Genomic DNA, 26,250 nt, shown 5'->3' on the forward strand with positions numbered 1-26,250 from the left:
CGTGGCGAACAGCTTTCCCGAAGCATCGACGCTGGACGGCATTCGATTCACGGCCCAGGTCGCGGTACCGAATGTCGTTCAGGGTCTGTTTCGACGTCGGCGCAGAGTGACCGGAGCGGCGAAGCTCGTCGATGCGGACAAGCAAGCCGTTCGCTTCTACGAGGGACTCGTCCGTGATCGCGACGAACCGTTCTACATCCGAGTGGGCAAGGACAAGTCCTTGCTCGTGCACCAACCGGAAGACATCAAAGCGGTGCTGGAGGGGTCGCCCGACCCGTTCGCGTCCGATCCCGATGCCAAGAAGAAAGGCATGTCGCATTTTCAACCGGACGCGCTGACGATCTCTCGCGGCGCGCTCTGGGAGAACCGGCGCAAATTCGCCGAGGCGATCCTCGACACCGGAAAACCGTTGCATCACTTGGCGCAAACCTTCCTCGCCGTGGCGAACGAGGAAGCTGACGCGCTGGGCGCCGAGGACATCACGTGGGAACGCATCAACGATGCGTTCCTGCGGATCACTCGGCGGGTGATCTTCGGTGAACCTGCGGCGGACGACACCGAGGTCTCGCAGCTGTTGGCGGACCTGATGGACGAGGCGAACAGTTCGCCCAGTGGCGAGTCGAAGCACTTCAAACCGTTCATGGACAAGGTGCAGCACTACGTCGATGTCGGCGCGCAAGGGAGTCTTTGCAGCCTCGTCGCCGGTGCTCCACAGAACGAGGAGACGAAACCAGCTGGGCAACTTGTGCATTGGCTGTTCGCGATGGGAGACACGCTGCCGGCGAATGTGTTCCGCACGCTTGCTGTGCTGGCCACTCATCGTCCCCAGCTTGCCGTTGTACGCAAGGAACTGACCGGCGCCGATCTCGAGTCCGCGGAAGGTGTTGCACAACTGGACTACCTGGCCGCGTGCCTGCAGGACACAATGCGCCTGTGGCCGACAACGCCGATGTTCGCAAGAGTCACGGCGCGCAAGGCGACACTGCGCGATTCCATCGTTCCGGCCGGCACTCAGGTCTTCATCTACAACTTGGGCAACCACCGCAACCGGGACCGCGTGTCCTTCGCAGACCGGTTCGCTCCGGAAGAATGGGTCTCCGGCAACGCGGCGGAGAATTGGTTGTTCAATTTCTTCAGCAACGGGGCGCAAGGTTGCCCTGGTGCAGGCTTGGCGGTCTTCCTCGGCACGGCTGTGCTCGCTCGTCTGTTGGAAGCCGCCGATCCCCGAATGAGTGGTGCGGACCTGCACGCGGACCGCGCATTACCCCACACGCTCGATATTTTCAGCCTCACTGTCGGCTTCGACAAGCCACCGCTGGTCTGATTTTGCTTTGGGCTCAATCATTTTCGAAAGGTTTGTCATGGCTACCGAGACGTCTGCCGCACCGAATTCCGTCGAGTCGCGAGTCGCCGACCTCCGTGCCCGCGGCGCCAAAGACGAGGCGTGGGAATGGATAACCGGGCTGAAGGAAAAGGCCGGATCCGATCAAGCCGCTGCCGAAGCGGAACTGAACGAGCTGTTTCGGCTCGGCGTGCCGCCGACCGACCTGGACGGTCCGACCGACGGGATCCTCGTCACCACGACGACGAACAGGCTGCTCGACCCGGCGGTCCGTGCGATAACCAGCCTGTGGATGCCCTGGCAGGGCAAGCGCTTCGACTCCGAAGCGGCGACCGGCGATAACAGGATGGCGGGCGGTATCGCAGCCGTCCCGTCGAAGCTGCTCTGGCCGTTGTACAAGATGAAGGATGCAATCGACGGCAAGCTGGCGTTCGATTTCAAGACCTATGTCGAGGCCGGCAAGGCCGACCCCGATGTACAGGTCATGGTGATCGACTACGCCGACGTCGAAGACAATCCCGGACTTGTGATCAGGAGTATTCGCGACGAACTCGTCGAGGTGGTCCCTGGCGCATACCTCGGCAAGATTCTGTACCGGCTGCCCGGTGACAAGTACGAGATGGTCGGCTTCTTCGCGCTGCACACGTAGGACTGAAAATGCCATCCGTCGCACCGGCTTTGGCGAATTCGCCGGAGGCGTTGCAAGCGGACTACGACATCGTGATTGTCGGATCGGGCTACGGCGGTGCCATCACCGCGGCCCGACTCGGCATTGCGAGCGCAGACGCCGGCGGGAAGCTGAAGATCGCGGTTCTCGAGCGGGGCGCCGAGCATCCGACCGGCACGTTTCCTGAAACCCAGGAAGCTGCTGTCAGTTCGGTCCGTTCGGCGGTGAGCCCACTCGGGTTGATCGAGATCGACCGCAATCCGACCGTCGACGTCATACATGCCAACGGACTCGGTGGCACTTCGCTGGTGAACTTCAATGTTGCGATCGTCCCCGATCGCGACGTGTTTCTCGCCTCATGGCCCCGTCCGTTTCGAGAATTGGCCGAACGCGATCGCGGCGGTGCCGGTGGCCTGGACGAGTACTTCGATCGAGCGCGAAAGATGCTCGGCGCGAATCGTTTCCTCGATGGCGAGACGCTCCGGCGAGCGGACGTGTTCGGTCGAATCGCGAAAAATGCCGGGGCCGAGATGGTTCCGCTCGAGATCACCGTCAACAAGGAAGATCGCGTCACCCGATACGGTGTCGAACGCCGCGCGTGCCCGATGCATGGCGGCGATGGCACCGGCGACAACACGGCGTCGAAGAACACGCTGATGACGAACTACCTGCCGATGGCAAAGCATTTCGGCGTCGAACTGTTCACGTGTATCGAGGTGGATCGCGTCGAACAGGCACCCGACGGAAACTGGCGGGTGATCGGGAAACGGCGAAGTGGGACAAGAGGATTGCTCGACGAGCCGGTCGTCGTGTCAGCTCGCCGAGTTGTGGTCGCTGCCGGGACACTTGGCACGAGTGGCATCCTTCTGCGTTCCAGGGCTGCGGGTTTGGAGTTCTCGACCAGATTGGGCAAGAACTTCAGCGGCAACGGCGACAATTTCGGGATTGCCTACAACACTGACCTGAGAACCGACACGCAAGCATGGGCGAGCAGCGATGGTCCGCCGCGGTCCGGGCTGATGTGCGGACCGAGTATCACGATGGCAATGCGATTCGGCGCAGACCAGGCCGATTTGAGGAAGCGATTCACGGTCGAGGATCTGTCGGTTCCGCGTGCCGTACAGGACGTGTTCCGGCTCGGCCTGATGGCGCTAGCCGCGGCGAAGTATCCGGATGTCCGACCGTCGAGGGTCAATCGGTGGCGCAAGGACGCGACCTTCAATGTCGATGGCGCAATGAACCATTCGCTCGGATTCTTGATCATGGTGCACGACAACTCGGACGGCGAACTCGTCCTGCAGAACGATGGCTCGGTCAAGATCGACTGGCCAGGCGCACCGACCGAGCGTATGTACAAGGATGTCGACGACATTCTGAAACCTGCCGTCGAAGCGATCGGCGGCACGTATATCAAGAACCCATGGTGGACGAACGCATTTTTCGGCAATCATCTGATTACTGCGCACCCGATGGGCGGTTGCGCCACGGCCGACAACGTCGATGGTGGTGTTGTCGATCATGCGGGACGAGTCTTTCGTCCGGACGGCGGGACGTACGACGGGTTGTACGTCACGGACGGTTCGATCATTCCGCGCGCCATCGGTGTGAATCCATTTCTCACAATATCGATGTTCACCGAACGAGTGGCTGAACATCTTCGCGCGGAACTCGGGTTGTCCCAGTACGACCCGGCCCGGGAGGCTGACGACAGCTGATCACTGTCACGAGACGCAATTGTTTCCAAACTGATTCCCTGTTTCGAGCTGCCCGAGCGGCGAATTGGTCGGTTTCATGTAAAGATTCCTCCATGGCGGATGGAGAGTGGGTCGAGCTGACCGAAGCGCTCGCAGTGCTCAAGCGACAACTCGTCGACGCGGAGACGACTAGGCCCGACGAACATGGGACCTTCGAGCTCGGCAGGGTCGAGGTCGAGTTTTGCGTCGAGTTGCGAAACCACAGGCCAGGTGACGAGAAACTGGAGTTCGGCGTCGTCGCTGGTGCAGAGGCAGAACACGACTCCGGCGTCGAGCATCGAATCAAGTTGGTGCTGAATCCCAAAGACTTCGAGCGCCCGCTCAAGGGCGCGCGGCACCGGCGGTCATAGGTTCGCCCGACCCACGCCGCAAGGCAATTTGTAACCCACATGCGCAATTGCCTCTGCGGCGAACAAATTGGCTTGCGGGGCAAGGCTCCGCCGGAATTCGACGCCGGTTCTATGGTCCGCCTACCCTGAAAGTGTGACTGCACCTGCCGAGACGCGCGGCCGCCTGCTTGCGCCTTTGGGTGCGGCGGTTGCAGGGGTCGGTGCGCTGACGCTGCTGCATTTCCGCGATCCGCATGTCTCGCATTCGTACGGCGTGTGTCCATTTCATGAGTTGACGGGCTTGTGGTGCCCAGGCTGCGGTGGGCTTCGTGCGATGAACAATCTGACCAACGGTGATGTCGTCGGGTCGCTGTCGAGCAACGTACTCATCGTGCCGGTTCTGCTCCTGGCAGCGCTCGCATGGCTGATGTGGGTCGACCGGCTCTGGCATGATCGCCCGCGCGGCAAGATCGTGTTCACGAAGGTTCATGGGGCGGTGTTGGCCGTGGCTCTTGTCGGATTCACGGTCCTGCGAAACACTCCATGGGGAACTTGGCTAAGCCCCTAGGAGATCTGGGTGACCGATTCGCTCAAGGCCCGCGTGCGCGAGAAATTGTTGCGCCAAATTGCCGAAGACGGTGGTACGGCTGCCGACCTTGCCGAGGCTGACGACCCCCGGCTGATCACGCTCGAATCCGATCTTGCGACGCTCGACGAGGTCGATGACGACGACCCGATCGTCGACGAACTCGCCACTCGCTACTGGGTGCCGTAGTTCACGACCGAGGGGAGAGCTCCGGCAGCGTCTTCTCGTTCAGCCAGGCATCCCACAGCGGGCGTAGCGGAAAACGCGCATAATGCGACGCGAGGTCGGTGAACTCCTCGGTGGTGACCGACGAGTGCCGATGCTTCGCGGTCCAGGTGCGGAGCAAATCGAAGAATTTGGTGTCGCGCAACTCGTTTCGCAGTGCGTGCAGTGTGAGCGCACCACGTTTGTAGACCCGGTCGTCGAACATCAGCTCCGGACCGGGGTCGCCGATCGTGATGTCCTGCGGCAGCCGGGACAGGTTGTGGCGGGCAGCCTTCGCCAACTGCTCTGCAGTCGGACCGCCCGAGTTCTCCGACCACAACCATTCGGCGTAGGTCGCGAAACCCTCGTGCAACCAGATGTCGCGCCACACACGAATCGTCAAGCTGTTGCCGAACCACTGATGGGCGAGCTCATGCGCCACAAGGCGTTCCGCGCCCCGCCTACCATCGCAGTGATTCGCGCCGAAGATCGAGATGCCCTGCGCTTCGATCGGGATCTCGAGCTTGTCGTCGGTCACGACGACCGTGTAATCGGCAAAAGGATACGGCCCGAACAACTTTACGAAGGTCCGAAGCATCTGGGGCTGCCGGGCGAAGTCGTGGTCGAACTCGGCACGGAGTCGGGGCGGCACGACGGCGTTCATCGGAACGTCCTCACGGCCGATCCGCCGCCGCTCGTACTGACCGATCTGAATCGTCGCGAGGTAGCTCGCCATCGGTTCGGACTGCTCGTACACCCACGTCGTTTGGCTCGACTTGACCTGCTTACGCATCAGTGTGCCGTTTGCCAGAGCGTAGAACGGCGAGTCGGTCGTGATCGAAATGCGGTAGCTGGCTTTGGAACTCGGGTGATCGTCGCACGGGAACCACGACGCGGCACCGTTGGGTTGGCTGGCGACGATGACGCCTTCGCTGAGTTCCTCCCAGCCGACCTCACCCCACGGGCCCCTGATCGGCTTCGGCGTTCCGGCGTATTGGACGACGATGGACAGCACTCCGCCCGACGGAATCTTCTCCTGCGGCGTGATGACCAACTTTCCGCGCTGGTGGGCGTACTTCTCGGCGCGCGACCCGTTGACCGTCACCTTCGAGACCGTGAGGCTCTGCGACAAGTCCAGAGCGAACTTGGTGCGGATCGCAGTGGTAACCGCGGTGATAGTCGCTTTGCCTGCGAGCCGGTTGCTGGCGACCTTGTACTGCAGTTCGAGCTCGTATCGCGAAACCCGGTACCCACGATTGCCGTTCTGCGGCAGGTACGGATCGATGGGCTCCTCGTAGAACTTGGCTGTCGGCATCAACAATCACCGGTCCACGGAGCGACGGGATTGCCTTGCCAGCGCGTCGACGGTGGGACCGAATCGCCCCGCATGACCAACGACGCCGGCCCGACGGTTGCGCCGTCGCCGACGCTCGCTGCGGGGAGGGCGACACAATGCGGTCCGAGAGTTGCTCCCGCTCCTAGCGTCACGGTGTCCATAGCCATGATCCGATCATGGAACAGATGAGTCTGCACGACGCACCCCCGCTCCACTGTTGCCCCGTCGCCCAGAGTCACGAGATCTGCCTCTGGGAGCCAATAGGATTCGCACCATACGCCACGGCCGATCTTTGCGCCGAGTGCGCGAAGCCACATGTTGAGAACTGCTGTTCCCGTCGCGGCACGAGCGAACCACGGAGCCGCGACCGTCTCGACGAACGCGTCCGACACCTCGTTGCGCCAGACGAACGAGCTCCACAGTGGGTGCTCGATCTTCTCGATGCGGCCGACCATCAGCCATTTCGCGGCGACCGAAATACCGCCGGCCACAGCGCCTGCGACCAGCATGACCACGCCGCTCAGCGCTGACGCCAGCCACCAGTCGACAGTCGACGCCAGCCACGCGAGGGTGAACAGCACGGCGAGGCCGATGCCGAAGGTGACCATCACGGGTAGCAGGCGGCAGGTTTCGACCAGGGCGCGTGCGACTTTCAATTTCGCGGGCGGGTGGAACGTGCGCTCGACGTCCGCTTCGTTCGCGGAACGCCGCAGCCGGACCGGTGGACTACCCAGCCACGACGACCCTGCTTTCGACTTCGACGGTGCGGCCGAGAGCACCGCCACTAGGCCGTTCTTGGGGACCCGCCGGCCTGGCGCGGTCATGCCCGAGTTGCCGAGGAATGCGCGCTTGCCGACCTTCGCTTCGGCAATGTGCATCCAGCCGCCGCCGAGTTCGTAGCTTGCGACCATCGTGTCGTCGGCCAGGAATGCGCCGTCGGCGACGGTCGTGAACTTCGGCAGAACCAGGGCAGTCGAAATCTCGGTGTCCTTACCGACGTTCGCGCCGAGCAGGCGCAGCCAACCGGGCGTCAACAGGCTCGCGTACAGGGGGAACAGGAAGGTCCGGGCGGCGTCCATCAGTCGCTCGGTGGACCACACCTGCCAACCGACCCGACTGCGGACCGGATAGTGCCCTTCCTTCAGCCCGATGCCGAGCAGTCGCACGGCGATTACCGTCGCGACGGCGAACACGCTGAGGCTGAGTAGCGTCGCAAATGGGAGGACGATCAGCGTCTGCAACGCCGCCGACAACAGCGTTTTCTCGTCCTTGATCCACCACCCGATCAGCGCGATGCCGGCTGCGAGTCCGGCAATCGGCATCGCGCCCAGCGCAATCGATGTGAGACCGAATACGACGACCCAATGGGGTGCGCGGGGCGGCGTTTGCTCCGGCCAGGGATAGGAGGCCTTGCCGACCTTCACGGCAGGCGAGCCCGCCCATTCCTGCCCTGCCTTGACCTTGCCGATGACGCCGGACCCGGCAGCGACGACGGCATTGCGGCCGACCTGGGCGCCCGGCAACAACGTGGACCGCGCGCCGACAACCGCGCCCGGACCGATGGTCACCTTGCCGATGTGCACCACATCGCCGTCGATCCAGTGGCCCGACAGGTCGACCTCGGGCTCGATCGAGCAACCGTCGCCGAGTTCCAGCATGCCGGTGACCGGCGGCAGTGTGTGCAGGTCTACGCCGCGGCCGATCTTCGCGCCGAGTGCGCGAGCGAACGGGACCATCCATGGTGCACCGGAAAGGTTTTCGGCGCCGCTGGCCTCGGACAGACGCAACGCGACCCACAGCCGGATATGGACCGATCCGCCTCGCGGATAGGAACCCGGTGTCAGATCGCGCAGGAGTATTCGCGCACCGACCACGCAGATCGCCATCCTGCCGATCGGTGTGATGAACAGGAAGAAGAAGAGTGCGGTCCACCACCACGACAAGGTTGGAATCAACGGATTGACGTGCGAGAAGATGTTCGCGGCCAGCGCCAGCCACGTGACCCATTGCAGACCGGTGAGGGTCATCAGTGGCACGGTCAGCGCGATCTGCAGCAGTTGGCTCGATCGGGGAGTGGGCTTGACCAGCCGCGGTTCGACATCCTCCTTCGGCGCGAACTCGTCGAGCATGTCGGCAAGCGATCCGAGCCGGGGATGGTCGTACAACTGCGCGACCGTGACTTCGGGGAAGCGCTCCCGCAACGCCGTCACCAACTGTGCCGCTGCGAGCGAGCCACCGCCGACTTCGAAGAAATCCAGGTCAGGGCCGGTGATTTCGGCGCCGAGGACCGATGTCCACAGTCCCGCGACCCACCCCGCCGTTCCCGTCAATCCGTGGTCGACGGCGTCGTCTGCCCCGGGAAGTGGCCAGGGCAATGCTGCGCGGTCGACCTTTCCGGACGTTCGCGTCGGCAGTTCGTCGACGAGCGCCAGCCGCGGGACGAGGGCGGCAGGCAAGTGCTCGGCCAGTTCCTCGCGCGCGGCCTTGACGTCGAAATCCGGATCAGCGCTCGCCACATAGCCGACGAGAATTTGATGGCCGGCAGTCGTGGTCCGAACGGCAGCAGCGCCGCCCGCGACACCGTTCAGATTTTGCAGGGCGACGTCGACCTCGCCGAGTTCGATCCGGCGACCGCCGAGCTTGACCTGGTCGTCTGCGCGTCCGATGAAGATCAGCCCGGACGGCTCCAGCCGGACCAGGTCGCCGCTGCGATAGGCGCGGTCCCAGCCCAAGGTGGCCATCGGTGCGTACTTCTCCGCGTCCTTCGCCGCGTCGAGGTAGCGCGCAAGGCCGACGCCGCCGATCACGAGTTCGCCGGTTTCGCCCACAGGGACCGGTCTGTCGTCGCTGTCGACCACGGCGAGGTCCCAGCCGTCGAGAGGCAGCCCGATGCTGACCGGCACCCCCGGCGTCATCTGCGCCGCGCACGCGACGACTGTCGCCTCGGTCGGTCCGTAGGTGTTCCAGACTTCGCGTCCGACCGCGAGGCGGTCGACGAGGTCGGGCGGGCACGCCTCGCCACCGAAGATCAACAGCCGCACGGCTTCCAGCGCTTCCGCGGGCCACATCGACGCCAGGGTCGGGACTGTCGAGACAACGCTGACTTCGTGGGCGATCAACCATGGTCCGAGGTCCATGCCGCTGCGAACGAGCGCGCGGGGAGCGGGGACCAGGCAAGCGCCGTAGCGCCACGCAAGCCACATCTCCTCGCACGACGCGTCGAAGGCGACCGATAGTCCGGCGAGGACGCGGTCGCCTGGCCCGATCGGTTCTTCCTGGAGGAACAAGCGCGATTCGGCATCGACGAACGCAGCGGCGTTGCGGTGGCTGACGGCAACACCTTTCGGCGTGCCTGTCGAACCGGAGGTGAAGATGACCCACGCGTCGTCCTCGACGGTCGGCGGCCGCGTCGAACCTTCGCGCATCGGAACGGTCGAGTCGACGCCGTCACCGGTGATGATCGCCGTGACCTGAGCTTCGCCGAACACCAACTCGGCTCGCTCCTCGGGGTCGTCGGCGTCGACCGGCACATACGCAGCCCCGGCCTGCAGGATCGACAGGATTGCGACGTAGAGCGAGTACGAGCCGGACGGCATCCGCACGCCGACCCGGTCACCTGCACGCACGCCCGTGCGCTCGAGCCATGCGGCGCCTTCGGCGACCTCGGCAAGCAACTCTTCGTACGACAGTTGAACGTGACCGTCGTCGATTGCGGGCGCATCGGGGAACGCGGCTGCGGTTGCGGCGAGGATGTCGATAAGCGTCCGCGGCGGTGCTGCCAATCCGGAGCGCAGGTACTCCGACGGGACCTGCGCAATCGGATCGACATCGTTCGACTGGACTGCCAAGCTTGCCCACCTTCGCATTTGCGGTCGGATTGAAGCCCCGTTATCTCACGGCTTTCTTACCGTCAGATGAACGACGCTAATTCTGCCTGCTGTGAGTCTTTTTGGAGTCCAGGGACTCCGAAAAGACTCACAGGTGGTCTAGCGTCGGTTGGATGGCGGCATCCGATGTTTACGTCCTCGGTGGTTACCAAACCGACTTCGCCCGAAATTGGCATCGCGACGGGCTGGGCTTCGATGCGCTGTTCGGCGAGGCGGTCCCCAAGACCCTCGACGCATCCGGCGTCGGTCCCGAACACATCGAAGTCATCCACGTCGGCAACGCGTTCGGTCAATTGTTCACTGGGCAAGGACATCTGGGTGGCATGGCGGCCACGGTCGTGCCGGAACTGTGGGGTGTGCCCGCCACCTCGCACGAAGGCGCGTGCGCGTCGGGGAGCCTCGCGGTCCTCGCTGCGATGGCCGACCTTGGGTCCGGCCGCTACGACTGCGCGCTGGTCATCGGCGCGGAACTGGAAAAGACTGTCCCCGGTGAGGTGGGCGCCAAAAACATGGGTGCCGCCGCCTGGGTCGGTCACGAAGCGCAGGACACGAACTTCGTCTGGCCGCGCACCTTCAGCCTGCTCGCCGACGAGTACGACCGCCGCTACGGCATCGACGACGCTCATCTACGCGCGGTCAGCGAACTCAATATCGCCAACGCACGCGCGAATCCGCTGGCACAGACCAGGAAGTGGGCATACGCACCGGGCAGCTTCACCGCCGATGACGAGCTGAACCCTGTGGTCGACGGACGGTTGCGCAGGCAGGATTGCAGTCAGCTCACCGACGGTGCGGCTGGCGTCGTACTCGTGTCGGAGCGATTCCTACAGCAGCATGCACGGAAGCCTGGCGTTCGCATCAGCGGCTGGGGGCACCGGACCGTCGGGTTGCCGCTCGACCGCAAGCTCGAAGCCAGCGCCGACGACCCGTACGTTCTGCCGCACGTACGCCGGACCGTTCTCGACGCACTCGGTAGAGCCGGCGTCGACAGCATCGACCGTATCGACGGCGTCGAGGTGCACGATTGCTTTTCGATGTCGGAGTACCTCGCTATCGACCATCTCGGCGTCACGCCGCCAGGCGAGAGTTGGAAGGCGATCGAATCGGGCGAGATCGCCCGCGATGGGCGGCTGCCGATCAATCCGACCGGCGGCTTGATCGGTGGTGGTCACCCCGTGGGCGCCACCGGTGTTCGGATGCTCGTCGATTCGGCGAAACAGGTCACCGGCACCGCAGGCGATTGCCAGGTCGACGGCGCCGAGAAATTCGCTACTTTGAATATCGGTGGCAGTACCACCACCGTGGTGAGTTTCGTTGTCGAGGGCGGGGATTTGGGAGTGGCGCCGTGAACACGGAATTGGTCGGCAGAATTCTCAGCACGCTGCCCGAAGACGACGATCACCCGTATCGAACCGGAGCATGGCGCCCGCAAACGACCGAGTGGGACGCGCCCGATCTCGAGCTGATCGCCGGCGACATCCCGGCCGACCTGGACGGCGTCTACCTCCGCAACACCGAGAATCCGGTGGCACCGTCGATCGGTCGTTACCACCCGTTCGATGGTGATGCGATGGTGCACGTGGTCGGCTTTCGCGACGGAAAGGCTTTCTACCGCAACAGATTCGTGCGGACGGACGGCCTGACAGCAGAGCAAGAGGCGGGCCACGCACTGTGGCCGGGTATCTCGGAACGTCCGTCGAAGGCGTTGCGCGAGGGCGGGTGGGGCGCACGCGGGCGGATGAAGGATGCATCGAGCACCGATGTCGTCGTCCATGCGGGTGTGGCGATCACCAGCTTCTATCAATGTGGCGACCTGTATCGCTTGGATCCGCTGACGCTCGACGATCTCGGTAAGTCGACCTGGCACGGCCAATTCCCCAGTGCGGTAGGCGTTTCGGCGCATCCTAAGGTAGACGAGCGCACCGGGGAGATGCTCTTCTTCAACTACGGCACCGACGCGCCGTACATGCACTACGGCGTGATCGACGCCGACGACCGACTGGTCCACTTCGTCGACATCGAATTGCCGGGTCCGCGGCTGCCGCACGACATGGCGTACACCGAGAACTACGCGATCCTCAACGACCTGCCGTTGTTCTGGGACGAGGAGATCCTGAAGAAAGGTGGCTACGCTGCACGCTTCCGGCCGGACCTGCCGACCCGGCTCGGAGTAATTCCGCGGCGCGGGCAGTCGCACGAGATCCGCTGGTTCGAGGCAGGCCCGACCTACGTGTTGCATTGGTCCAATGCGTACGAAGACGGGGACGACATCGTCGTCGAGGGCTACTTCCAGGACAATCCAGAACCGCAGGTGCCTGCGGATGCCACGTACTACCAACGGCTTTCGCGGTTCTTGTCGCTCGACGGAATGCAGACGAGGCTGCATCGCTGGCGGCTGAACATGCGGACAGGTCAGGCGACCGAAGAGCGGGTGAGCGAGACGCTCAGCGAGTTCCCGATGATCAACGGCGACTATGTCGGTCGGCGCCATCGCTACACCTACGCGACGACGGGTGTGCCGGGCTTCTTCTTGTTCGACGGCTTGCTCAAGCACGATGGAGAGTCCGGCAAAGAGGAGCACTACTCGTTCGGCGACGGTGTGTTCGGCAGCGAGACGGCGATGGCGCCGCGGGTCGGCTCGACCGCGGAGGACGACGGCTACCTGATCACGTTGACCACTGATGTGAACAAGGATCGCTCGGAATGCCTGGTTTTCGACGCCGCGAACCTGACGATCGGACCCGTCTGTCGACTCCGTTTGCCCGAGCGAATCTCGAGTGGCACGCACAGCACGTGGGCGTCCGGAGACGTCTTGCCGAACTGGCGAACGGCCGACTCGATGGTGGCTGCACTCGGTCTTTGAAACCGCTGATTATGTTTCGAAATTAGAACGCGTTCTCGGCGCGGACTCGCTATATTACGCACGTCGGTCAGCTGACCAGTTCCGCGAGATACAGCGAGGTTTCCGTGGTCGAAATACGCACGCGTGCACAGGATCCGAGCGGGATCGCCAGGCTCTGGAAGCGAGAGCTTTCGAGCTATCCGGATCCGGTCAGACGTTATATGTACCTCGGAATCACAGTGTTCGTGACCATCGTGTCCTACTACGGTCTCTACATCCAGGGTGCCGTCGCGACGAAGATCATCACCGACTATCAGATCACCTTCGCCCAGTTCGTCTCCGTCACCGCGATCGGTAACCTGCTCGGCGCGTTCGCCTCGGTCGCCGCGGGTCTTGCGGACCGGTGGGGTCGCGCGAATCTCGTTGTGGTCGGGCTCTTTCTGAGCGCGTTCCTGGTCGCCTTCGCGTTGCCCCACGCGCCGAACGGAACGTCGTACCTGTACATCTTCGCGTTGCTGAACGTCGTCGAAGGTGTGTTGCTCGTCGCGACCCCGGCATTGATTCGTGATTTCTCGCCCCAGTTGGGCCGCGCGTCGGCGATGGGATTCTGGACGGTCGGTCCGGTGCTGGGCAGTCTCGTCGTGACTGCTGTGTCGAGCAATACCCTCGACCAGCACCCGGACTGGCGGTTCCAGTTCTACATCGCCGGTTCGGTCGGCATCTTCTCGGCGATCGTTGCGCTGTTCGGGCTTCGTGAGCTGTCGCCGCAGCTTCGCGACCAGATGATGGTCAGTGTCAGAGACCGGCAACTCGTCGAAATCCGCGCTGCGGGAATCGATCCCGAGGAGGCTCTACAGGGCAGCTGGAAACAGATGATGCGGGTGTCGATCCTGGGATCGGCACTGGGCATCAGCTTGTTCCTGATGTTCTACTACATCTTCGTCGGGTTCTTCATCGTCTATTTCGGCACCACGTTCGGCTACTCGGAGGCGCGGGCGAACGCGCTCGGCAACTGGTACTGGCTCGCCAACGCCATCACGCTCGTGATCGCAGGCGTGCTCTCGGACAAGTTGCGAGTTCGAAAGCCCTTCATGGCAGTGGGGGCTGTGATCGCACTTATCGGGTCGGGCATCTTCGCCAGCTTGGCGACCAAGGCGGAAACCTCGTATTACACCTTCGCGATCGTGCTGACCGTCATCGCCATCGGCGCTGGTCTGACCTATTGCGCGTGGATGGCGAACTTCACCGAAACGGTCGAGCGAATCAACCCGGCGGCGACCGCGACCGGCCTCGCCGTGTGGGGCGGAACGATCCGAACTGTAGTGACGGTGGCCCTGTTCGGGTTCCTGCTCGCGTTGCCCGCGGCATCGACCCTCGTCGACCACGGACCGCGCCTGCAGACGATCCTCGCGAAATATCCGGACCAGATCGCCACCGCGCAGGCGATCACGCCCGAACATCTCGCGGGCGTCCAGAAGACGCCGCCCGACCTCGCCGCGGCTCAAGGCGCGTTGGACGATCTGAAGAAGGCCGGCCTGGCGAAAACCGACGAGGACGCGATCAAGCGCCTTCAGCAACTAGGCAACGAACCTATCTCGGCGAACGACACCTGGTATTTGAAGAAGTACGCGGAGGACGTCCAACAGGCGCAGCTCGACAACCCTGCTCAGTGGCGGAACTGGTGGTGGGCGTGTTTCGTCGGCCAGGCGTTGTTCGTGCCGTTCATCTTCATCATGGCAGGGCATTGGAACCCGAAGAAGGCACGTGAAGAAGCCGACGAGCACGAGCGGCTGGTCCAGGAAGAACTGGATCGGCTCGCCGCCCAGCGGGGGTAGGTCAGGCGGACGAACCGACCGAGGCGATGGTGCCGAGGCCGAGTGCCGCAAGGATGCCTGCGCTGATCCGGCCAAGCCACGCAGTAACTTTCGGGCGTTGCAGCATCACGACCGCACGCGAAGCTGCGAAAGCCAGTGCCACCATGACCATTCCAGCAATCAGGCATTCGATTGCGCCCAGGCTCAACGTGTTTACGAACGTCACTTCGGTGAGGAACTGCGGCAGCACGGCCAAGTAAAACAGGCCCACTTTCGGGTTGAACATGCACGAGAGGACGCCCGCGATGAAAGCGGAGCGCGTCGACGCCACGACAGGCTCGACGGCTTCGGTCGCCTTGGTCTGTTTGCGGTGCTCGAGCAACGCGCGGACGCCGAGATAGACGAGGTAGATGCCGCCGACCAGCTTCAAGGCGCGGTACGCGGTCGCCGACTGTTCGAGTAGTGCTGCGAGGCCAGCAGCGACGACGACAGCCCAGATGATCCCACCGAGCGCGGACCCGACTGCGGCCGCGACACCCGGGCGGATCCCGACCACGCTGTAGCGCAGCACGAGGAACGAATCGGGTCCGGGAGTGACTGCGAGCAGCAGACACAACCCGACGAAGCTGAGCAGCAGGGTGAGGTTCACCCTGTCGATGAGACCGCAGGTCAGACTCGATTGCAAACAATTTCGAGTTGACAACAAGGCCGAACGCCTGCGAACCTAGGTCTCGGTCACGAGTACCAGCGTTCAGCCCCGGCTTGCTGGTCGGCAACCCTCCACCTACGGCGGGGTGCTCCGGGTGACGACCTGGCTGATGCCCAACCGGGCACGGCAAGCGTGGACTTCGATGGGACGAAACTGATGACTGCCGTATTGGCTCTTTTGGCCGACCAAGAAACAATTGCTCCGCTCGCCCGCGTTTCGGGCTGTGACCTGCAGGTTCCGCTCGTGGGCGGCGGTGCATGCACGTACGCGAACCTCGACTATGCGGCAAGTGCGCCCGCCCTGGCGCAGGTCATCGACCGCGTCCAGTACCAACTGCCGCTGTACGCGAGCGTCCATCGCGGTGCGGGCTACCCCTCCCGCGTGTCGACGGATTGCTATGAGGGAGCACGAGATTCGGTTGCGCGGTTTGTGAACGCGACCGCCGACCAGGTGATCGTATTCACCAGAAACACCACCGATTCGCTCAATCTCCTCGCGTCGTGTGTGCCGGGCGAAACGGTCGTGCTCGATTTGGAGCATCACGCAAATCTGTTGCCCTGGAACAAGAATGGCCGCCGCGTCGTCGTGGCAGCGGACACGATCGACGAAACGATCCGGTGCCTCGTCGCTGAACTCTGCGCTCATCCTGCCGCGCTGCTCGCGGTCACCGGGGCGTCGAACGTCACCGGTGAAGTCCTCCCGATTCGCCGTCTCGCCGATATTGCGCACCAGTGCGGCGCGCGCATCCTCGTCGACGCCGCCCAGCTCGCACCACATCGCCGCATCGACCTCGCCGCCGACGGCATCGACTTCCTGGCCTTTTCCGGACACAAGCTGTATGCACCTTTCGGCGCGGGAGTGCTTGTCGGACGACGTGACTGGCTCGACGCTGCCGAGCCGTACCTCGCCGGTGGCGGCGCGGTCCGCGAGGTCACGACCGACGGCGTGGAATGGGCGTGCGCGCCCGAGCGGCACGAGGCAGGTAGCCCCAATGTCCTCGGTGTCGCGGCACTCGCGCAGGCGTGCGACACGTTGGGCGGACTCGATTGGGCGCGCGTGCAGGAGCATGAGCGCGGTCTTGCCGAGCGGCTACGTGCAGGCCTTGCGGAACTGGAAGGCGTTCGTCCGCTTCGGATTTGGCGCGACAGCACCGAGGTGGTCGGCATTGTGACGTTCACTGTCGACGGTTTCGAGGCAAGGGAGGTCGCTGCGTATCTGTCGGCCGAGCATGGCATCGGCGTGCGGGACGGACGGTTCTGCGCGCATCCCCTGCTCGCACGGCTCGGTGTCGGCAGTGCGGTCCGGGCGTCGATCGGCCTCGGCACCTCGAGCAGCGATATCGACCGTCTCGTCGAGGCGCTGCGCACCCTCCTGAACACCCCACAGTGAGTTTTGCTCGTGAGTCTTTTTGGAGTCCATAGACTCCAAAAAGACTCACGAGGGTGGGTAGTTCGGATCACGGCGAAGTGATGGCTCGGCGGCCTGCCGCGAGCACGGGTAGCCTCGTTTTCATGGCATGGGTTTCGGGCGCGACGCAGCTGGTACTGGTCCAGCGCCGTCATATCGACCTGTGCCGAACCGCGTCCGGGTGGTGTCAGGGCTGACCGATCGAACCAGATCGACCTTTCGATTCGTTATCCCTGTCATGCCCGCCGCGCGTCAAGAGGAATCCTGATGTCACCAGTACTTGCTCCCGTCCGCACTCGCCGCGTTTCACAGAAAACACTTCGTGTTGCCTTGGAGCTCACCGCCAACGGCCATCATCCAGCGGCCAAAAGCCGGCTGAACGTGAAGAACCCACTGGCTCATTCCGATTATTGGATCGAGTTGACCAGCACCACCGAAATCGACGGTCCGTTGGACCTCGTTGCCGACCCGCCGACCGTCGTGCGCGTGCGCGCGGCGGATCTGCGCGATGCGCAGCGGCTTCGAGCCGGAATTCGTGCCGACGCCATTGCTGCCGGTCGTGATCCGGACACCATCTCGGTTTTGCTCGATATCGAAACACTCATCGCGCCAACCGCGTTCGAGGCACGGATCGAGCTCGCGCAACTCGATGCTGTGCAGCCGCACCCGAGCGCAACCGTCACCTACATCGGCACGCCGAACGGTCTGGCTGGTCTCATCGCCGATATCGCAGCCACCGAGGTCGCGGACGGAGTCACGTTGCGTCCGCTCGAGCTGCCTGCGTCACTTGAACACATCGTGCTCGATGTCGTTCCTGCGTTGGCGGAACGCGGCTTGACGATCGAGTCGGCCCGGCTGTCCGATGTCGTCGATCAGTTCGGCGCTCGTCGTTAGTCGCCTAGCGGCGTCGGCTTGTAGTAGCGCCCGTTGTGATAGAGCAACGGGGCTGCCGATAGTTCGGTCCCGGTCTCGTCGTGCACGCGCGCGACGAGACCGATGACCAGCGTGTGATCACCGACGGGGATCAACTGCGAGATCACTACACGCAGCCATAGGGGAGTCCCGTAAAGCACCGGCTCGCCTGTGTCGAGTCGGGTCCACAGAGAACGATCGGTGAATCGTTCGTCTGCCGAGCGGGCAAAGCGCTGCGCAATGTGCTGCTGGTGCTCGCCGAGAAAATGAATGACGACCGATTCGGCGATGTGCAATGCATCGATGCTCGACGACGTGTGCGCAATATTGAACGACACCAGCGGTGGGTCGGCCGAGACCGACGCAAACGACGTGGCCGTGAAGCCGACCGGCTTTTCTTGGGGATGCAATGTGACAACTGTGACGCCCGCCGGATAGTGGCGCATTGCCGCCCGATACTGATCCGCGGTGATGCCACTCGAGTCGTCGACCACCGAATCAATATATGCGACTTCGATTGTGGCTTCAGTACTCCGGGTAGCCGTCTTCCGGTCCAAGCATCTGTTCGATACGGGTCCGTGTGACGCGTGCAAGTTCTTCGACGGAGTTATGAGTGGTCTCACAATGAATGCACGATGCAAATACCCGGTCGAGATCGGTTTGCGAGAAGGCGAGCAATTCGATGTCGGATTTCGCATGGAGATCTTCGTACGTCTCGAACGGCCTGGCGTCGGCGACCTTCTGCGCCCACGTGACGCAACAGCAGCATTCGTACAGTGCGTGTACTGCGCGACCCCTTGGCATTGCATTGAAGCGTTCGAGTCCGATTCCCTTGTGCATCAACATCTTGCGTCTCCTCGAATGCCGCGAGTACATGCCGACTCGTTCATCCTCCGCGTCACCGGTGCGCCATTGCTAGTGCTGGTCGCGGATTTAGCACAGGCTTTACATGACGTAACGACGGTGCGTCCCGCTTTCGCTCGCACGTTCGCGAACAAACGTTGGCGGGAGTTGATCTGAGTCACATTTCTCATCAGTCAGCTGTTCTTTGGGTAGGGGCCCAATGGGGGAACAGTGTGGTAGCGGGCATTCCAACTCGTATTCCTCGAGTTGTCGATTTCTAAACACATCGAACGTGTAGGCAACTCCGATCAGCGTGAGCAAAATTCGAGCGGGGACTGCTCAGGCGGACGTTTTCGTGTTCGGCTCGCTAGATACGCTGACTGCATGACTGACTGGAAAGCGTTCACCGTCGAGACCAAAGATCACGTTGCGCAGGTGACGCTGACCGGACCCGGCAAGGGCAACTCGATGGGTCCGGACTTCTGGGCCGAACTGCCGGAGATCTTCACTGCACTCGACGCAGATCCCGAGGTCCGTGCGGTGGTTCTCGCCGGGTCGGGCAAGCACTTCTCGTTCGGTCTCGACCTGCAGGCGATGGCGCCGCTGTTCGGACCGCTCATGGCAGACAAGGCCCTCGCAGCCCCGCGAACCACGTTTCACGACGAGGTCAAGCGGTTGCAGGCGTCGGTCACCGCAGTCGCCGACTGCCGTAAGCCTGTGATCGCCGCAATCCAGGGCTGGTGCATCGGCGGCGGCGTCGACCTGATCGCCGCCGTCGACGTTCGATACGCCAGCGCTGACGCGAAGTTCAGCATTCGGGAGGCGAAGGTTGCGATTGTGGCCGATATCGGGTCGCTGCATCGGCTGCCCCCGATCATCGGCGAAGGCCACCTCCGCGAGTTGGCATTCACCGGCAAGGACATCGATGCCGCGCGTGCGGAGAAGATCGGCCTGGTCAACGACGTATTCCCCGATGCGGAGGCAACCCTGGCCGCAGCGCACGCCACCGCCGCGGAGATCGCTGCGAATCCGCCGTTGGTCGTGCAAGGCGTCAAAGATGTTCTCGGGCGCGAACGGTCTGCGACGGTGACGGACGGACTGCGCTACGTCGCAGCCTGGAACGCCGCCTTCCTGCCGTCGGAAGACCTCACCGAAGCCATTCAGTCGGTCTTCGAGAAGCGCGCCCCGGAGTTCAAGGGCAGGTAAAGCCTGGTCAATGGGTTGCCCTGCCGAAAGCTGTCGTTACATACTTGCTTTGCGCAACTAGTTGAGCGATACAAGTAAAGGCGGCGATGGATTCCGACACCGAACCGTTTGCGGACCAAATCGGCAGTGTGCTGATTCGGCTGCAACGGATCAGAGACCGCACGGTCAGCCAGATTGCCGCGATGTCGCGACATGAGGTCGATCCGGCGGTCTACACGTGCCTGTTCCGTCTCGTCGCCGACGGACCTATGCGTTCCGGCGCGCTGGCCGAGGCGGTGTACTCCGACCCGTCGACCGTCAGCAGGCAGGTTGCGCACCTGGTGGAGCGTGGCTTCGTCGAGCGCCTCGCAGACCCAGGCGACGGCCGGGCCTCTGTGCTGGCTGTCACGGACGCCGGTCGCGAACATGCCGAACAGTCCCGACGGCGACGCAACGAGAACCTCGGACGCGTCATCGCGGACTGGTCGACAGCCGACCGGAACGACTTCGTCCGATTGCTCGAACGATTCGTCGACGACTACGAACGTCGCCGGCCCGAGATGCTTGCCGCGATGCGGTGTGCGATCACAACCGAAGGGGACAGACGTTGACGACATCGGAAGGTCTACCGGCGACCGAGGAGTCGCCCGCCGGTTTCACCCACCGCGAGATCTTGGTGATCCTCAGCGGCCTCATGCTCGGCATGTTGCTGGCAGCGCTGGACCAGACGATCGTCGCGACCGCTATTCGCACCATCGCCGACGACCTCGACGGTTACTCGTTGCAAGCGTGGGTCACGACGGCGTACCTGATCACCGCCACGTTGGCGACTCCGTTGTACGGCAAGTTGTCCGACATGTACGGCCGCAAGCCGTTCTTCATGTTGGCGATCACGATCTTCGTCATCGGATCGCTGCTGTGCACGATCGCGCAGTCGATGTACATGCTTGCGGCGTTCCGGGCCTTCCAAGGCCTCGGTGCCGGTGGCTTGATGTCGTTGGCGCTGACAATTCTCGGTGACATCGTCGGTCCGCGGGAGCGCGCCAAATACCAGGGCTACTTCCTCGCGGTATTCGGAACGTCGAGCGTCATCGGTCCCGTCATCGGCGGCCTGTTCGCCGGTCAAGAAAGCCTGCTCGGCGTGAGTGGCTGGCGTTGGGTGTTTCTGGTCAACGTGCCGATCGGCCTGTTCGCGCTCGCCGTCGTCTTCCGCGTTCTGCACTTGCCCAAGGTCCACAAGTCCAAGCAGCGCGTCGACTGGTGGGGTGCCGGGGTATTGGCAATCGGCATTGCGCCGCTGCTCGTCGTCGCCGAACAAGGACGCGAATGGGGTTGGGGCAGTGGACGATCCCTGGCCTGCTACGTGGTCGGCGTCGTCGGAGTCCTGGGCTTCGTCCTGGTCGAAGCGAAGCTGAAAGACACCGCACTCATCCCGCTGCGGATGTTCAAGAACACGACCTTCGCACTCGGCGTCATCATTTCGGTCGTCGTCGGTGCAGCAATGTTCGGCGGGATCACCTTGGTGCCGCAGTACCTGCAGGTGGTCCGCGGCGCGAGCCCGACCATGGCAGGTCTGCAGATGTTGCCGTTGGTGCTCGGGCTCATGTCCGGATCGATCGTGTCCGGTCAGTTGATTTCGCGGTCCGGACGGTACCGGGCGTTCCCGATCATCGGCGCCACGATGTTGACCCTCGGGCTGTTTCTTCTCCACTACATCGACGCCGATTCGCCACTGTGGCTCGCAATGGTCTACATGTTCGTGACCGGATTCGGTCTCGGCAATCTCATGCAGCCGATGACGCTCGCGCTACAGAATGCGTTGCCGCCCAAGGATATGGGCGTCTCGACCGCGGCTGCGACGTTCTTCCGGCAGATCGGTGGCACCTTGGGCGTGGCGGTGTTCCTGTCGATTCTGTTCGCGCAAGTCACGCCGAACATCTCCGACGAGCTGCAAGCGGCGGCGAAGCAGCCGGCGTTCCAGCAGGCGATCGCCGAGGGACTTCATTCGACCAACCAGGCCGACGTGACCCTGTCGAATGCCCTTGTCAAGCATGATCTTTCAGCGGCGCAGGGCGTACTCAACGACAGTTCGATCATTCAGCAATTGAGCCCGGCACTCGCACGACCGTTCAAGGTCGGCTTCTCCGAATCGATGTCGGCGGTGTTCCTGTCGGCAACCGGCGTCGCCCTGATCGCCTTGATACTCGTCTTGTTCTGGAAGGAAGTACCGCTGCGCATGGTCAGCGGTATCGAGGCGGCCGCCCAGGCTCGCCGAGATGCTGCGGCCGCCGAACCACCCATGTGAGTCTTTTAGGAGTCCCTGGACTCCTAAAAGACTCACGAGTGGTTAGTGGCCTTGGTCCTTCAGGCGTTGCACCGACGCCTCGACCTCGGCTTCGGCTTCCTTGCGGCCAACCCACTCGGAGCCCTTGACGAACTTGCCGGGCTCGAGGTCCTTGTAGCGCTCGAAGAAGTGCTTGATCGCGGCGAGCTCGAACGGCGGGACATCCTCGAGTTCCTGGATGTGATCCCACCGCTGGTCGCCTGCGGGTACTGCGAGGACCTTGTCGTCGCCACCCTTCTCGTCGACCATCCGGTACATGGCGACGGGGCGGACGTTGATGAGGACGCCGGGGAACACGGGTTCGGGAAGCAGGACGAGGACGTCCAACGGGTCGCCGTCTTCGCCGAGAGTGTTCTCGATGTAGCCGTAGTCGGCGGGGTAGACCATCGACGTGTACAGGAAGCGGTCGAGACGTACGCGGCCGGTTTCGTGATCGATCTCGTACTTGTTGCGCTGGCCTTTAGGGATCTCGATGGTCGCGTCGAACTCCACGGCGTGCCTTTCTCTTCGTCAACTCGGCAATTCGCTCAAAGAAGGTTAGCTGGTTGCAGATAGTGTGAGCGGTCAGGTTAGTCATCTTTGAGTAATGCGACATCAGCGGAGGGACGTTGCCAGGCCAAGGCAAGAAGAACATCGGTGGCCTGGCCGAACGGCGTCGCCGCCACTCCCGGACTCTGCTGGTGATATTCGCGGCGCTCGCTATTGCAGCGGTCGCTATTTTCGCGATCGCCCAGCAGCCGTGGGCCGGTGACCTTTCGAAACAGAAGCTGACGACCAACGCGGCGCCACCACCGATCCTGCCGACACCGAGTGTGGTGCCCGTTCCGGACACGGCTCCCATCCCGACTCCCGCCGCGCTCGCGGCCGCGCTCGGTCCGGTCATCGGTAACCCTGACCTCGGTTCGTTCACCGGGTCGGTGACCGATGCAGATTCTGCGTCCGTGCTCTGGAGCGCTGGCCCCGAGAAGCCGATGACGCCCGCGTCGACCACCAAGGTCCTGACGACGGCGGCTGCGATGCTGGCGCTGCCGCTCGATCATCGCGTGACGACGAAGGTGGTCGCGGGTCAGAATCCGAACGAGTTGGTGCTCGTCGGCGGGGGAGACCCGACGCTGACCGCCCAGCCCATCGGCCAACCAAGCATGTACGAGGGATCGGCGCGTCTCGACGACCTCGTCGAACAGATCAAACGCAGCGGTGTGCAGGCCGACACGATTCTGGTCGACCTCGACGCCTACGCCGGACCGCCGCTGGCTCAGGGCTGGTTCCCCGCAGACATCGGCGGTGGCTTCATTGCGCCGATCGAACCGGTGATGATCGACGGTGGCCGATTGAAGCCGCTGGAGGACGAGTCCCCGCGCACCGCCACTCCTGCGCTGGACGCAGGCCGACTGCTCGCCGCCGAACTCGGCATCGACACCAATCGAGTCCGCCTCGGCAACGCGCAATCCGGTGCGGAACCGATCGCCAGCGTGCAATCGGCACCGTTGCGTGACCGGCTCGGTCAGATGATGGCCCACTCCGACAACGTGTTGGCCGAAGCAATCGGGCGTGAGATCGCGATAAAAGAAGGCAAGGAAGCGTCGTTCAGCGGCGCAGTGACAGCTGTCACCGACACTCTGAAAGACGCCGGATTCGACCTCGCGGGAACCGACCTCCACGACCTGAGCGGGCTCTCGGTCGACGACCGGATACCCGCGCGCTTGCTCGACGGCGTGATGTCGGCCGCCGCGGGCACCAAACACGAAGAACTCCGCCCGATGCTCGACTACCTGCCGGTTGCCGGTGCGACGGGCACGCTGCAGGACCGCTATTCGACAGGCGACAAGGCAGGCGCCGGCTGGATCCGGGCGAAGACGGGCACCTTGTCGCAAGCAAGTGCATTGGTCGGATTCGTCCTCGACGAGAGCGGACGCGTTCTTACGTTTGCGTTGATGTCGGGCGGTCGACCACCCGAGGCGAGCAGGCCAGCCCTCGACGCGATCGCATCGACGTTACGATCGTGTGGGTGTCAGTGACTTCGGAAGATAGCCCAGCGAACGAAACCGTGAAACGCAACGGCTTTGCCGGGGCTGTCGACTGGGACCTTGCTGCCAGGACGGGAGCGCGGCTGTCCCCGGCCGGCCCGAAGACCTCCCGTTACACGGCAGACCAGGTCATCGAAGAGTTGGCGGCCGCGTCGAAACGAGCAGAAGGTCCGGTCCGTGAGGTGACCAGGCTTGCCGACGGACTGCCGATTCCCGAGGCGCAGGTCGTCGACCGCGCGGGTTGGGTCCGCGCCGCGGCGAACTCGATGGCGCACATGACCGGGACCGGTGCGGAAGAGGGCGAGAAGCGGCTGCTGGCGGGAAAGCCTGCAGGCGTTCAAGCAGGCGCGATGCTGGCGTACCTCTCCTCGGCGATCCTCGGCCAGTACGACCCGTTCACCGGCGACAACGGCACGCTGCTGCTGGTCGCGCCGAACGTGGTCCAGGTCGAGCGGGCGCTCAAGGTCTCGCCCAGCGACTTTCGGTTATGGGTCTGCTTGCACGAGGTGACGCACCGCGTGCAGTTCTCGTCGTCGCCGTGGCTCACCGGATACATGCAGGACAACGTCGCTGTGCTCGGTGAGGTGGGCGACGAATCGGTGTCGGATATGGTCGCGCGCCTCGGTGAGGTGTTGCGTGAGCGGCGTCGGACGAACGGGGAAGGCGCGCCGGAAAACCGCGGAATCGTCGGGCTGCTTCGCGCGACCCAGGCGCCGCCGCAGCGCGAGGCGCTCGACCGGTTGCTGATGCTCGGCACGTTGCTGGAAGGTCACGCCGACCACGTCATGGATGCCGTCGGACCAGCCGTCGTGCCGTCTGTGGACCAGATTCGCAAGGCATTCGACAACCGCCGCAAGAGGCCGACGAACCCGCTGCATCGAGTGCTGCGTGCGCTTCTCGGCGTCGACGCGAAGGTCCAGCAATATGTGCGCGGCAAGAAGTTCGTCGACGCCGTCGTGGATCAGGTCGGGATGGAACGGTTCAACACCATCTGGACTGGTCCGGACACTCTTCCGCTGACCGCGGAGATCGAAGCGCCCGACCTATGGATCTCGCGAGTACTGGGTTAGGCATTGCTACCCGAAACGCCCGCGATTCTGCAGGTGCGGCTTGCAGTTCGGGCGTGGTTGGAGCTGCATCGCGGTGACGACGTCGTCGTCGCATTGTCGGGCGGTGCAGATTCGCTCGCACTGACGGCTGCCGCGGCGGCCGAGGCAGATCGGGTGCGCGCCCTCGTCGTCGACCATGGCTTGCAGGACGGATCGGCTGCGGTCGCGCAGCAGGCGGCCGACCGCGCTGTCCAGCTAGGTTGCGCATCGGCCGAGGTGCTGACCGTCCAGGTCGGGACCGAGGGGGGACTCGAGGCAGCCGCGCGGAGAGCGCGCTACGACGCTCTCGACACCGCACGTGCCGGTGCGACCGTGTTGCTCGGTCATACGTTGGACGACCAAGCCGAGACGGTCCTGCTGGGTTTGGCGCGCGGGTCAGGTGCGCGGTCGATCTGGGGGATGCGCGATTACGACCCGCCGTGGGGCCGTCCGCTGCTCGGAACTCATGCTGCGACCACTCGCGCGGCCTGCGTCGAGCTGGGAATCGAGCCGCACGAGGACCCGCACAACGACAGTCCGGACTTCACCAGAGTGCGGCTTCGACGCGAAGTGCTGCCGCTGCTCGAGGACGTGCTCGGCGGAGGTGTCGCTGCTGCGCTGGCTCGCACTGCCGATCAACTTCGCGAGGACGGTGCTGTGCTGGACGCAATCGCTGCCGACCTTTTCGACAGGATCGGCCACGGGTCGGACCTCGACATCGACGCGATCATTGCCGAGCCCGCGGCTGTTCGGCGGCGCGTGGTTCGCCTCTGGCTGCTGAAAGGTGGAGCAAAAGCATTGACAGACAAGCATTTACGAGCTGTGGACGACCTAATGGTGCGTTGGCGCGGACAAGGTGGAGTGGCGGTGGGCGGCGGAATGCCTGGATCGAGGTTGGTAACCTCGCGCCGGCATGGAAAGCTGACCCTGACTCTCGAGAAGGGTCGGGCCGCGAACTGATGAACAGGAGCGCT

24 protein-coding genes and 1 riboswitch are annotated in these 26,250 nt (G+C 63.6%); of the genes, 18 read left to right on the forward strand and 6 right to left on the reverse strand.

Annotated features, from left to right (window positions below; translation table 11 throughout):
* Window position 1 precedes the first annotated feature (1 nt).
* From FGL95_RS17790 to FGL95_RS17815, 6 genes are all read left to right on the forward strand, one after another.
* Window positions 2-1,324 carry a cytochrome P450 gene (locus FGL95_RS17790; protein ID WP_169589270.1) on the forward strand — a complete coding sequence of 441 codons (1,323 nt, stop codon included), beginning with the start codon at window positions 2-4 and terminating at the stop codon, window positions 1,322-1,324.
* Window positions 1,325-1,361: 37 nt separating this feature from the next.
* Window positions 1,362-1,991 (forward strand): hypothetical protein, encoded by a 630-nt coding sequence (locus tag FGL95_RS17795; RefSeq protein WP_169589272.1) that lies wholly within the window; start codon window positions 1,362-1,364, stop codon window positions 1,989-1,991.
* 8 nt (window positions 1,992-1,999) lie between these two features.
* Window positions 2,000-3,724 carry a GMC oxidoreductase gene (locus FGL95_RS17800; protein WP_169589274.1) on the forward strand — a complete coding sequence of 575 codons (1,725 nt, stop codon included), beginning with the start codon at window positions 2,000-2,002 and terminating at the stop codon, window positions 3,722-3,724.
* 92 nt (window positions 3,725-3,816) lie between these two features.
* Window positions 3,817-4,113 carry a trypco2 family protein gene (locus tag FGL95_RS17805; RefSeq protein ID WP_169589276.1) on the forward strand — a complete coding sequence of 99 codons (297 nt, stop codon included), beginning with the start codon at window positions 3,817-3,819 and terminating at the stop codon, window positions 4,111-4,113.
* 133 nt (window positions 4,114-4,246) lie between these two features.
* Window positions 4,247-4,660 carry a DUF2752 domain-containing protein gene (locus tag FGL95_RS17810; RefSeq protein ID WP_169589278.1) on the forward strand — a complete coding sequence of 138 codons (414 nt, stop codon included), beginning with the start codon at window positions 4,247-4,249 and terminating at the stop codon, window positions 4,658-4,660.
* 9 nt (window positions 4,661-4,669) lie between these two features.
* Complete coding sequence (locus tag FGL95_RS17815) at window positions 4,670-4,867, forward strand: hypothetical protein (protein WP_169589281.1); 198 nt, start codon at window positions 4,670-4,672, stop codon at window positions 4,865-4,867.
* 1 nt (window position 4,868) lies between these two features.
* Here the strand turns inward: FGL95_RS17815 and FGL95_RS17820 are convergent, their stop codons facing one another.
* Both FGL95_RS17820 and FGL95_RS17825 read right to left on the reverse strand, forming a co-directional pair.
* The gene (locus FGL95_RS17820; protein ID WP_169589283.1) at window positions 4,869-6,197 is read right to left on the reverse strand and encodes a M1 family metallopeptidase; all 1,329 of its coding nucleotides are present in this window, start codon (window positions 6,195-6,197) and stop codon (window positions 4,869-4,871) included.
* Window positions 6,197-10,084, reverse strand: coding sequence for a Pls/PosA family non-ribosomal peptide synthetase (locus FGL95_RS17825; protein ID WP_420838060.1), 3,888 nt, complete (start codon window positions 10,082-10,084; stop codon window positions 6,197-6,199). The genes FGL95_RS17820 and FGL95_RS17825 overlap by 1 nt, the downstream gene beginning before the upstream one ends.
* A 134-nt stretch (window positions 10,085-10,218) precedes the next feature.
* On the opposite strand from FGL95_RS17825, the gene FGL95_RS17830 reads away from it, so the two are divergent.
* The 3 genes from FGL95_RS17830 to FGL95_RS17840 all read left to right on the forward strand — a co-directional run bounded on the left by FGL95_RS17830 (window position 10,219) and on the right by FGL95_RS17840 (window position 14,782).
* Window positions 10,219-11,454: an acetyl-CoA acetyltransferase gene (locus tag FGL95_RS17830; protein ID WP_169589287.1), complete on the forward strand. Its 1,236-nt coding sequence runs from the start codon at window positions 10,219-10,221 to the stop codon at window positions 11,452-11,454.
* A complete protein-coding gene (locus FGL95_RS17835; protein ID WP_169589289.1) occupies window positions 11,451-12,968 on the forward strand; it encodes a carotenoid oxygenase family protein in 1,518 nt (505 codons plus the stop codon). Before FGL95_RS17830 ends, FGL95_RS17835 begins: the two co-directional genes overlap by 4 nt.
* A 104-nt stretch (window positions 12,969-13,072) precedes the next feature.
* Window positions 13,073-14,782 (forward strand): MFS transporter, encoded by a 1,710-nt coding sequence (locus FGL95_RS17840; protein WP_338079910.1) that lies wholly within the window; start codon window positions 13,073-13,075, stop codon window positions 14,780-14,782.
* A 1-nt stretch (window position 14,783) separates the two neighbouring features.
* Here the strand turns inward: FGL95_RS17840 and FGL95_RS17845 are convergent, their stop codons facing one another.
* Entirely contained in the window at window positions 14,784-15,410 is a 627-nt protein-coding gene (locus tag FGL95_RS17845; RefSeq protein ID WP_169589291.1) for a LysE family transporter, read from the reverse strand.
* An 84-nt stretch (window positions 15,411-15,494) separates the two neighbouring features.
* Window positions 15,495-15,609: riboswitch (SAM riboswitch) on the forward strand.
* 17 nt (window positions 15,610-15,626) lie between these two features.
* Between FGL95_RS17845 and FGL95_RS17850 the strand changes: the two genes are divergently transcribed.
* The 3 genes from FGL95_RS17850 to FGL95_RS17855 all read left to right on the forward strand — a co-directional run bounded on the left by FGL95_RS17850 (window position 15,627) and on the right by FGL95_RS17855 (window position 17,771).
* Complete coding sequence (locus FGL95_RS17850) at window positions 15,627-16,859, forward strand: aminotransferase class V-fold PLP-dependent enzyme (RefSeq protein ID WP_169589293.1); 1,233 nt, start codon at window positions 15,627-15,629, stop codon at window positions 16,857-16,859.
* 122 nt (window positions 16,860-16,981) lie between these two features.
* Window positions 16,982-17,074, forward strand: a complete 93-nt coding sequence (locus FGL95_RS33155) for a putative leader peptide (RefSeq protein WP_420838061.1) — start codon at window positions 16,982-16,984, stop codon at window positions 17,072-17,074.
* Between the two features lie 70 nt (window positions 17,075-17,144).
* Complete coding sequence (locus FGL95_RS17855) at window positions 17,145-17,771, forward strand: LLM class oxidoreductase (protein WP_169589295.1); 627 nt, start codon at window positions 17,145-17,147, stop codon at window positions 17,769-17,771.
* Here the strand turns inward: FGL95_RS17855 and FGL95_RS17860 are convergent.
* Complete coding sequence (locus FGL95_RS17860) at window positions 17,768-18,235, reverse strand: flavin reductase family protein (RefSeq protein WP_169589798.1); 468 nt, start codon at window positions 18,233-18,235, stop codon at window positions 17,768-17,770. The two genes, FGL95_RS17855 and FGL95_RS17860, sit on opposite strands and share 4 nt — an antisense overlap.
* A 79-nt stretch (window positions 18,236-18,314) precedes the next feature.
* Window positions 18,315-18,635, reverse strand: a complete 321-nt coding sequence (locus FGL95_RS17865) for a 2-oxo-4-hydroxy-4-carboxy-5-ureidoimidazoline decarboxylase (protein ID WP_169589297.1) — start codon at window positions 18,633-18,635, stop codon at window positions 18,315-18,317.
* Window positions 18,636-19,016: 381 nt separating this feature from the next.
* Between FGL95_RS17865 and FGL95_RS17870 the strand changes: the two genes are divergently transcribed.
* From FGL95_RS17870 to FGL95_RS17880, 3 genes are all read left to right on the forward strand, one after another.
* On the forward strand, window positions 19,017-19,838 hold the full coding sequence (locus tag FGL95_RS17870; RefSeq protein ID WP_169589299.1) for a crotonase/enoyl-CoA hydratase family protein: 822 nt from the start codon (window positions 19,017-19,019) through the stop codon (window positions 19,836-19,838).
* Between the two features lie 86 nt (window positions 19,839-19,924).
* Window positions 19,925-20,428, forward strand: coding sequence for a MarR family winged helix-turn-helix transcriptional regulator (locus FGL95_RS17875; protein ID WP_169589301.1), 504 nt, complete (start codon window positions 19,925-19,927; stop codon window positions 20,426-20,428).
* Window positions 20,425-22,122, forward strand: coding sequence for an MDR family MFS transporter (locus FGL95_RS17880; protein ID WP_240963122.1), 1,698 nt, complete (start codon window positions 20,425-20,427; stop codon window positions 22,120-22,122). The genes FGL95_RS17875 and FGL95_RS17880 overlap by 4 nt, the downstream gene beginning before the upstream one ends.
* Before the next feature lie 42 nt (window positions 22,123-22,164).
* Here the strand turns inward: FGL95_RS17880 and FGL95_RS17885 are convergent, their stop codons facing one another.
* Window positions 22,165-22,653 (reverse strand): inorganic diphosphatase, encoded by a 489-nt coding sequence (locus tag FGL95_RS17885; RefSeq protein WP_169589305.1) that lies wholly within the window; start codon window positions 22,651-22,653, stop codon window positions 22,165-22,167.
* A gap of 116 nt (window positions 22,654-22,769) precedes the next feature.
* Between FGL95_RS17885 and dacB the strand changes: the two genes are divergently transcribed.
* The 3 genes from dacB to tilS are packed head-to-tail and all read left to right on the forward strand — an operon-like array spanning window position 22,770 to window position 26,236.
* A complete protein-coding gene (gene dacB / locus FGL95_RS17890) occupies window positions 22,770-24,179 on the forward strand; it encodes a D-alanyl-D-alanine carboxypeptidase/D-alanyl-D-alanine endopeptidase (RefSeq protein WP_169589307.1) in 1,410 nt (469 codons plus the stop codon).
* Complete coding sequence (locus FGL95_RS17895) at window positions 24,176-25,258, forward strand: zinc-dependent metalloprotease (RefSeq protein WP_420838064.1); 1,083 nt, start codon at window positions 24,176-24,178, stop codon at window positions 25,256-25,258. Before dacB ends, FGL95_RS17895 begins: the two co-directional genes overlap by 4 nt.
* Window positions 25,259-25,261: 3 nt before the next feature.
* Window positions 25,262-26,236 carry a tRNA lysidine(34) synthetase TilS gene (tilS, locus tag FGL95_RS17900; RefSeq protein ID WP_169589309.1) on the forward strand — a complete coding sequence of 325 codons (975 nt, stop codon included), beginning with the start codon at window positions 25,262-25,264 and terminating at the stop codon, window positions 26,234-26,236.
* The last annotated feature ends 14 nt before the right edge of the window (window positions 26,237-26,250 follow it).

Source organism: Antrihabitans stalactiti, assembly GCF_012932915.1.
GTDB lineage: Bacteria > Actinomycetota > Actinomycetes > Mycobacteriales > Mycobacteriaceae > Antrihabitans > Antrihabitans stalactiti.

Bases quoted from the DNA above. Each gene is read 5' to 3' on its own strand.
- FGL95_RS17870 (WP_169589299.1), top strand. From the start codon at position 19,017: ATGACTGACTGGAAAGCGTTCACCGTCGAGACCAAAGATCACGTTGCG.
- FGL95_RS17875 (WP_169589301.1), top strand. From the start codon at position 19,925: ATGGATTCCGACACCGAACCGTTTGCGGACCAAATCGGCAGTGTGCTG.
- FGL95_RS17805 (WP_169589276.1), top strand. From the start codon at position 3,817: ATGGCGGATGGAGAGTGGGTCGAGCTGACCGAAGCGCTCGCAGTGCTC.
- FGL95_RS17825 (WP_420838060.1), bottom strand. From the start codon at position 10,084: ATGCGAAGGTGGGCAAGCTTGGCAGTCCAGTCGAACGATGTCGATCCG.
- FGL95_RS17800 (WP_169589274.1), top strand. From the start codon at position 2,000: ATGCCATCCGTCGCACCGGCTTTGGCGAATTCGCCGGAGGCGTTGCAA.
- FGL95_RS17850 (WP_169589293.1), top strand. From the start codon at position 15,627: ATGACTGCCGTATTGGCTCTTTTGGCCGACCAAGAAACAATTGCTCCG.
- FGL95_RS17855 (WP_169589295.1), top strand. From the start codon at position 17,145: ATGTCACCAGTACTTGCTCCCGTCCGCACTCGCCGCGTTTCACAGAAA.
- FGL95_RS17830 (WP_169589287.1), top strand. From the start codon at position 10,219: ATGGCGGCATCCGATGTTTACGTCCTCGGTGGTTACCAAACCGACTTC.
- FGL95_RS17795 (WP_169589272.1), top strand. From the start codon at position 1,362: ATGGCTACCGAGACGTCTGCCGCACCGAATTCCGTCGAGTCGCGAGTC.
- FGL95_RS17860 (WP_169589798.1), bottom strand. From the start codon at position 18,235: ATGCGCCACTATCCGGCGGGCGTCACAGTTGTCACATTGCATCCCCAA.
- FGL95_RS17865 (WP_169589297.1), bottom strand. From the start codon at position 18,635: ATGTTGATGCACAAGGGAATCGGACTCGAACGCTTCAATGCAATGCCA.
- FGL95_RS33155 (WP_420838061.1), top strand. From the start codon at position 16,982: ATGGCATGGGTTTCGGGCGCGACGCAGCTGGTACTGGTCCAGCGCCGT.
- FGL95_RS17820 (WP_169589283.1), bottom strand. From the start codon at position 6,197: ATGCCGACAGCCAAGTTCTACGAGGAGCCCATCGATCCGTACCTGCCG.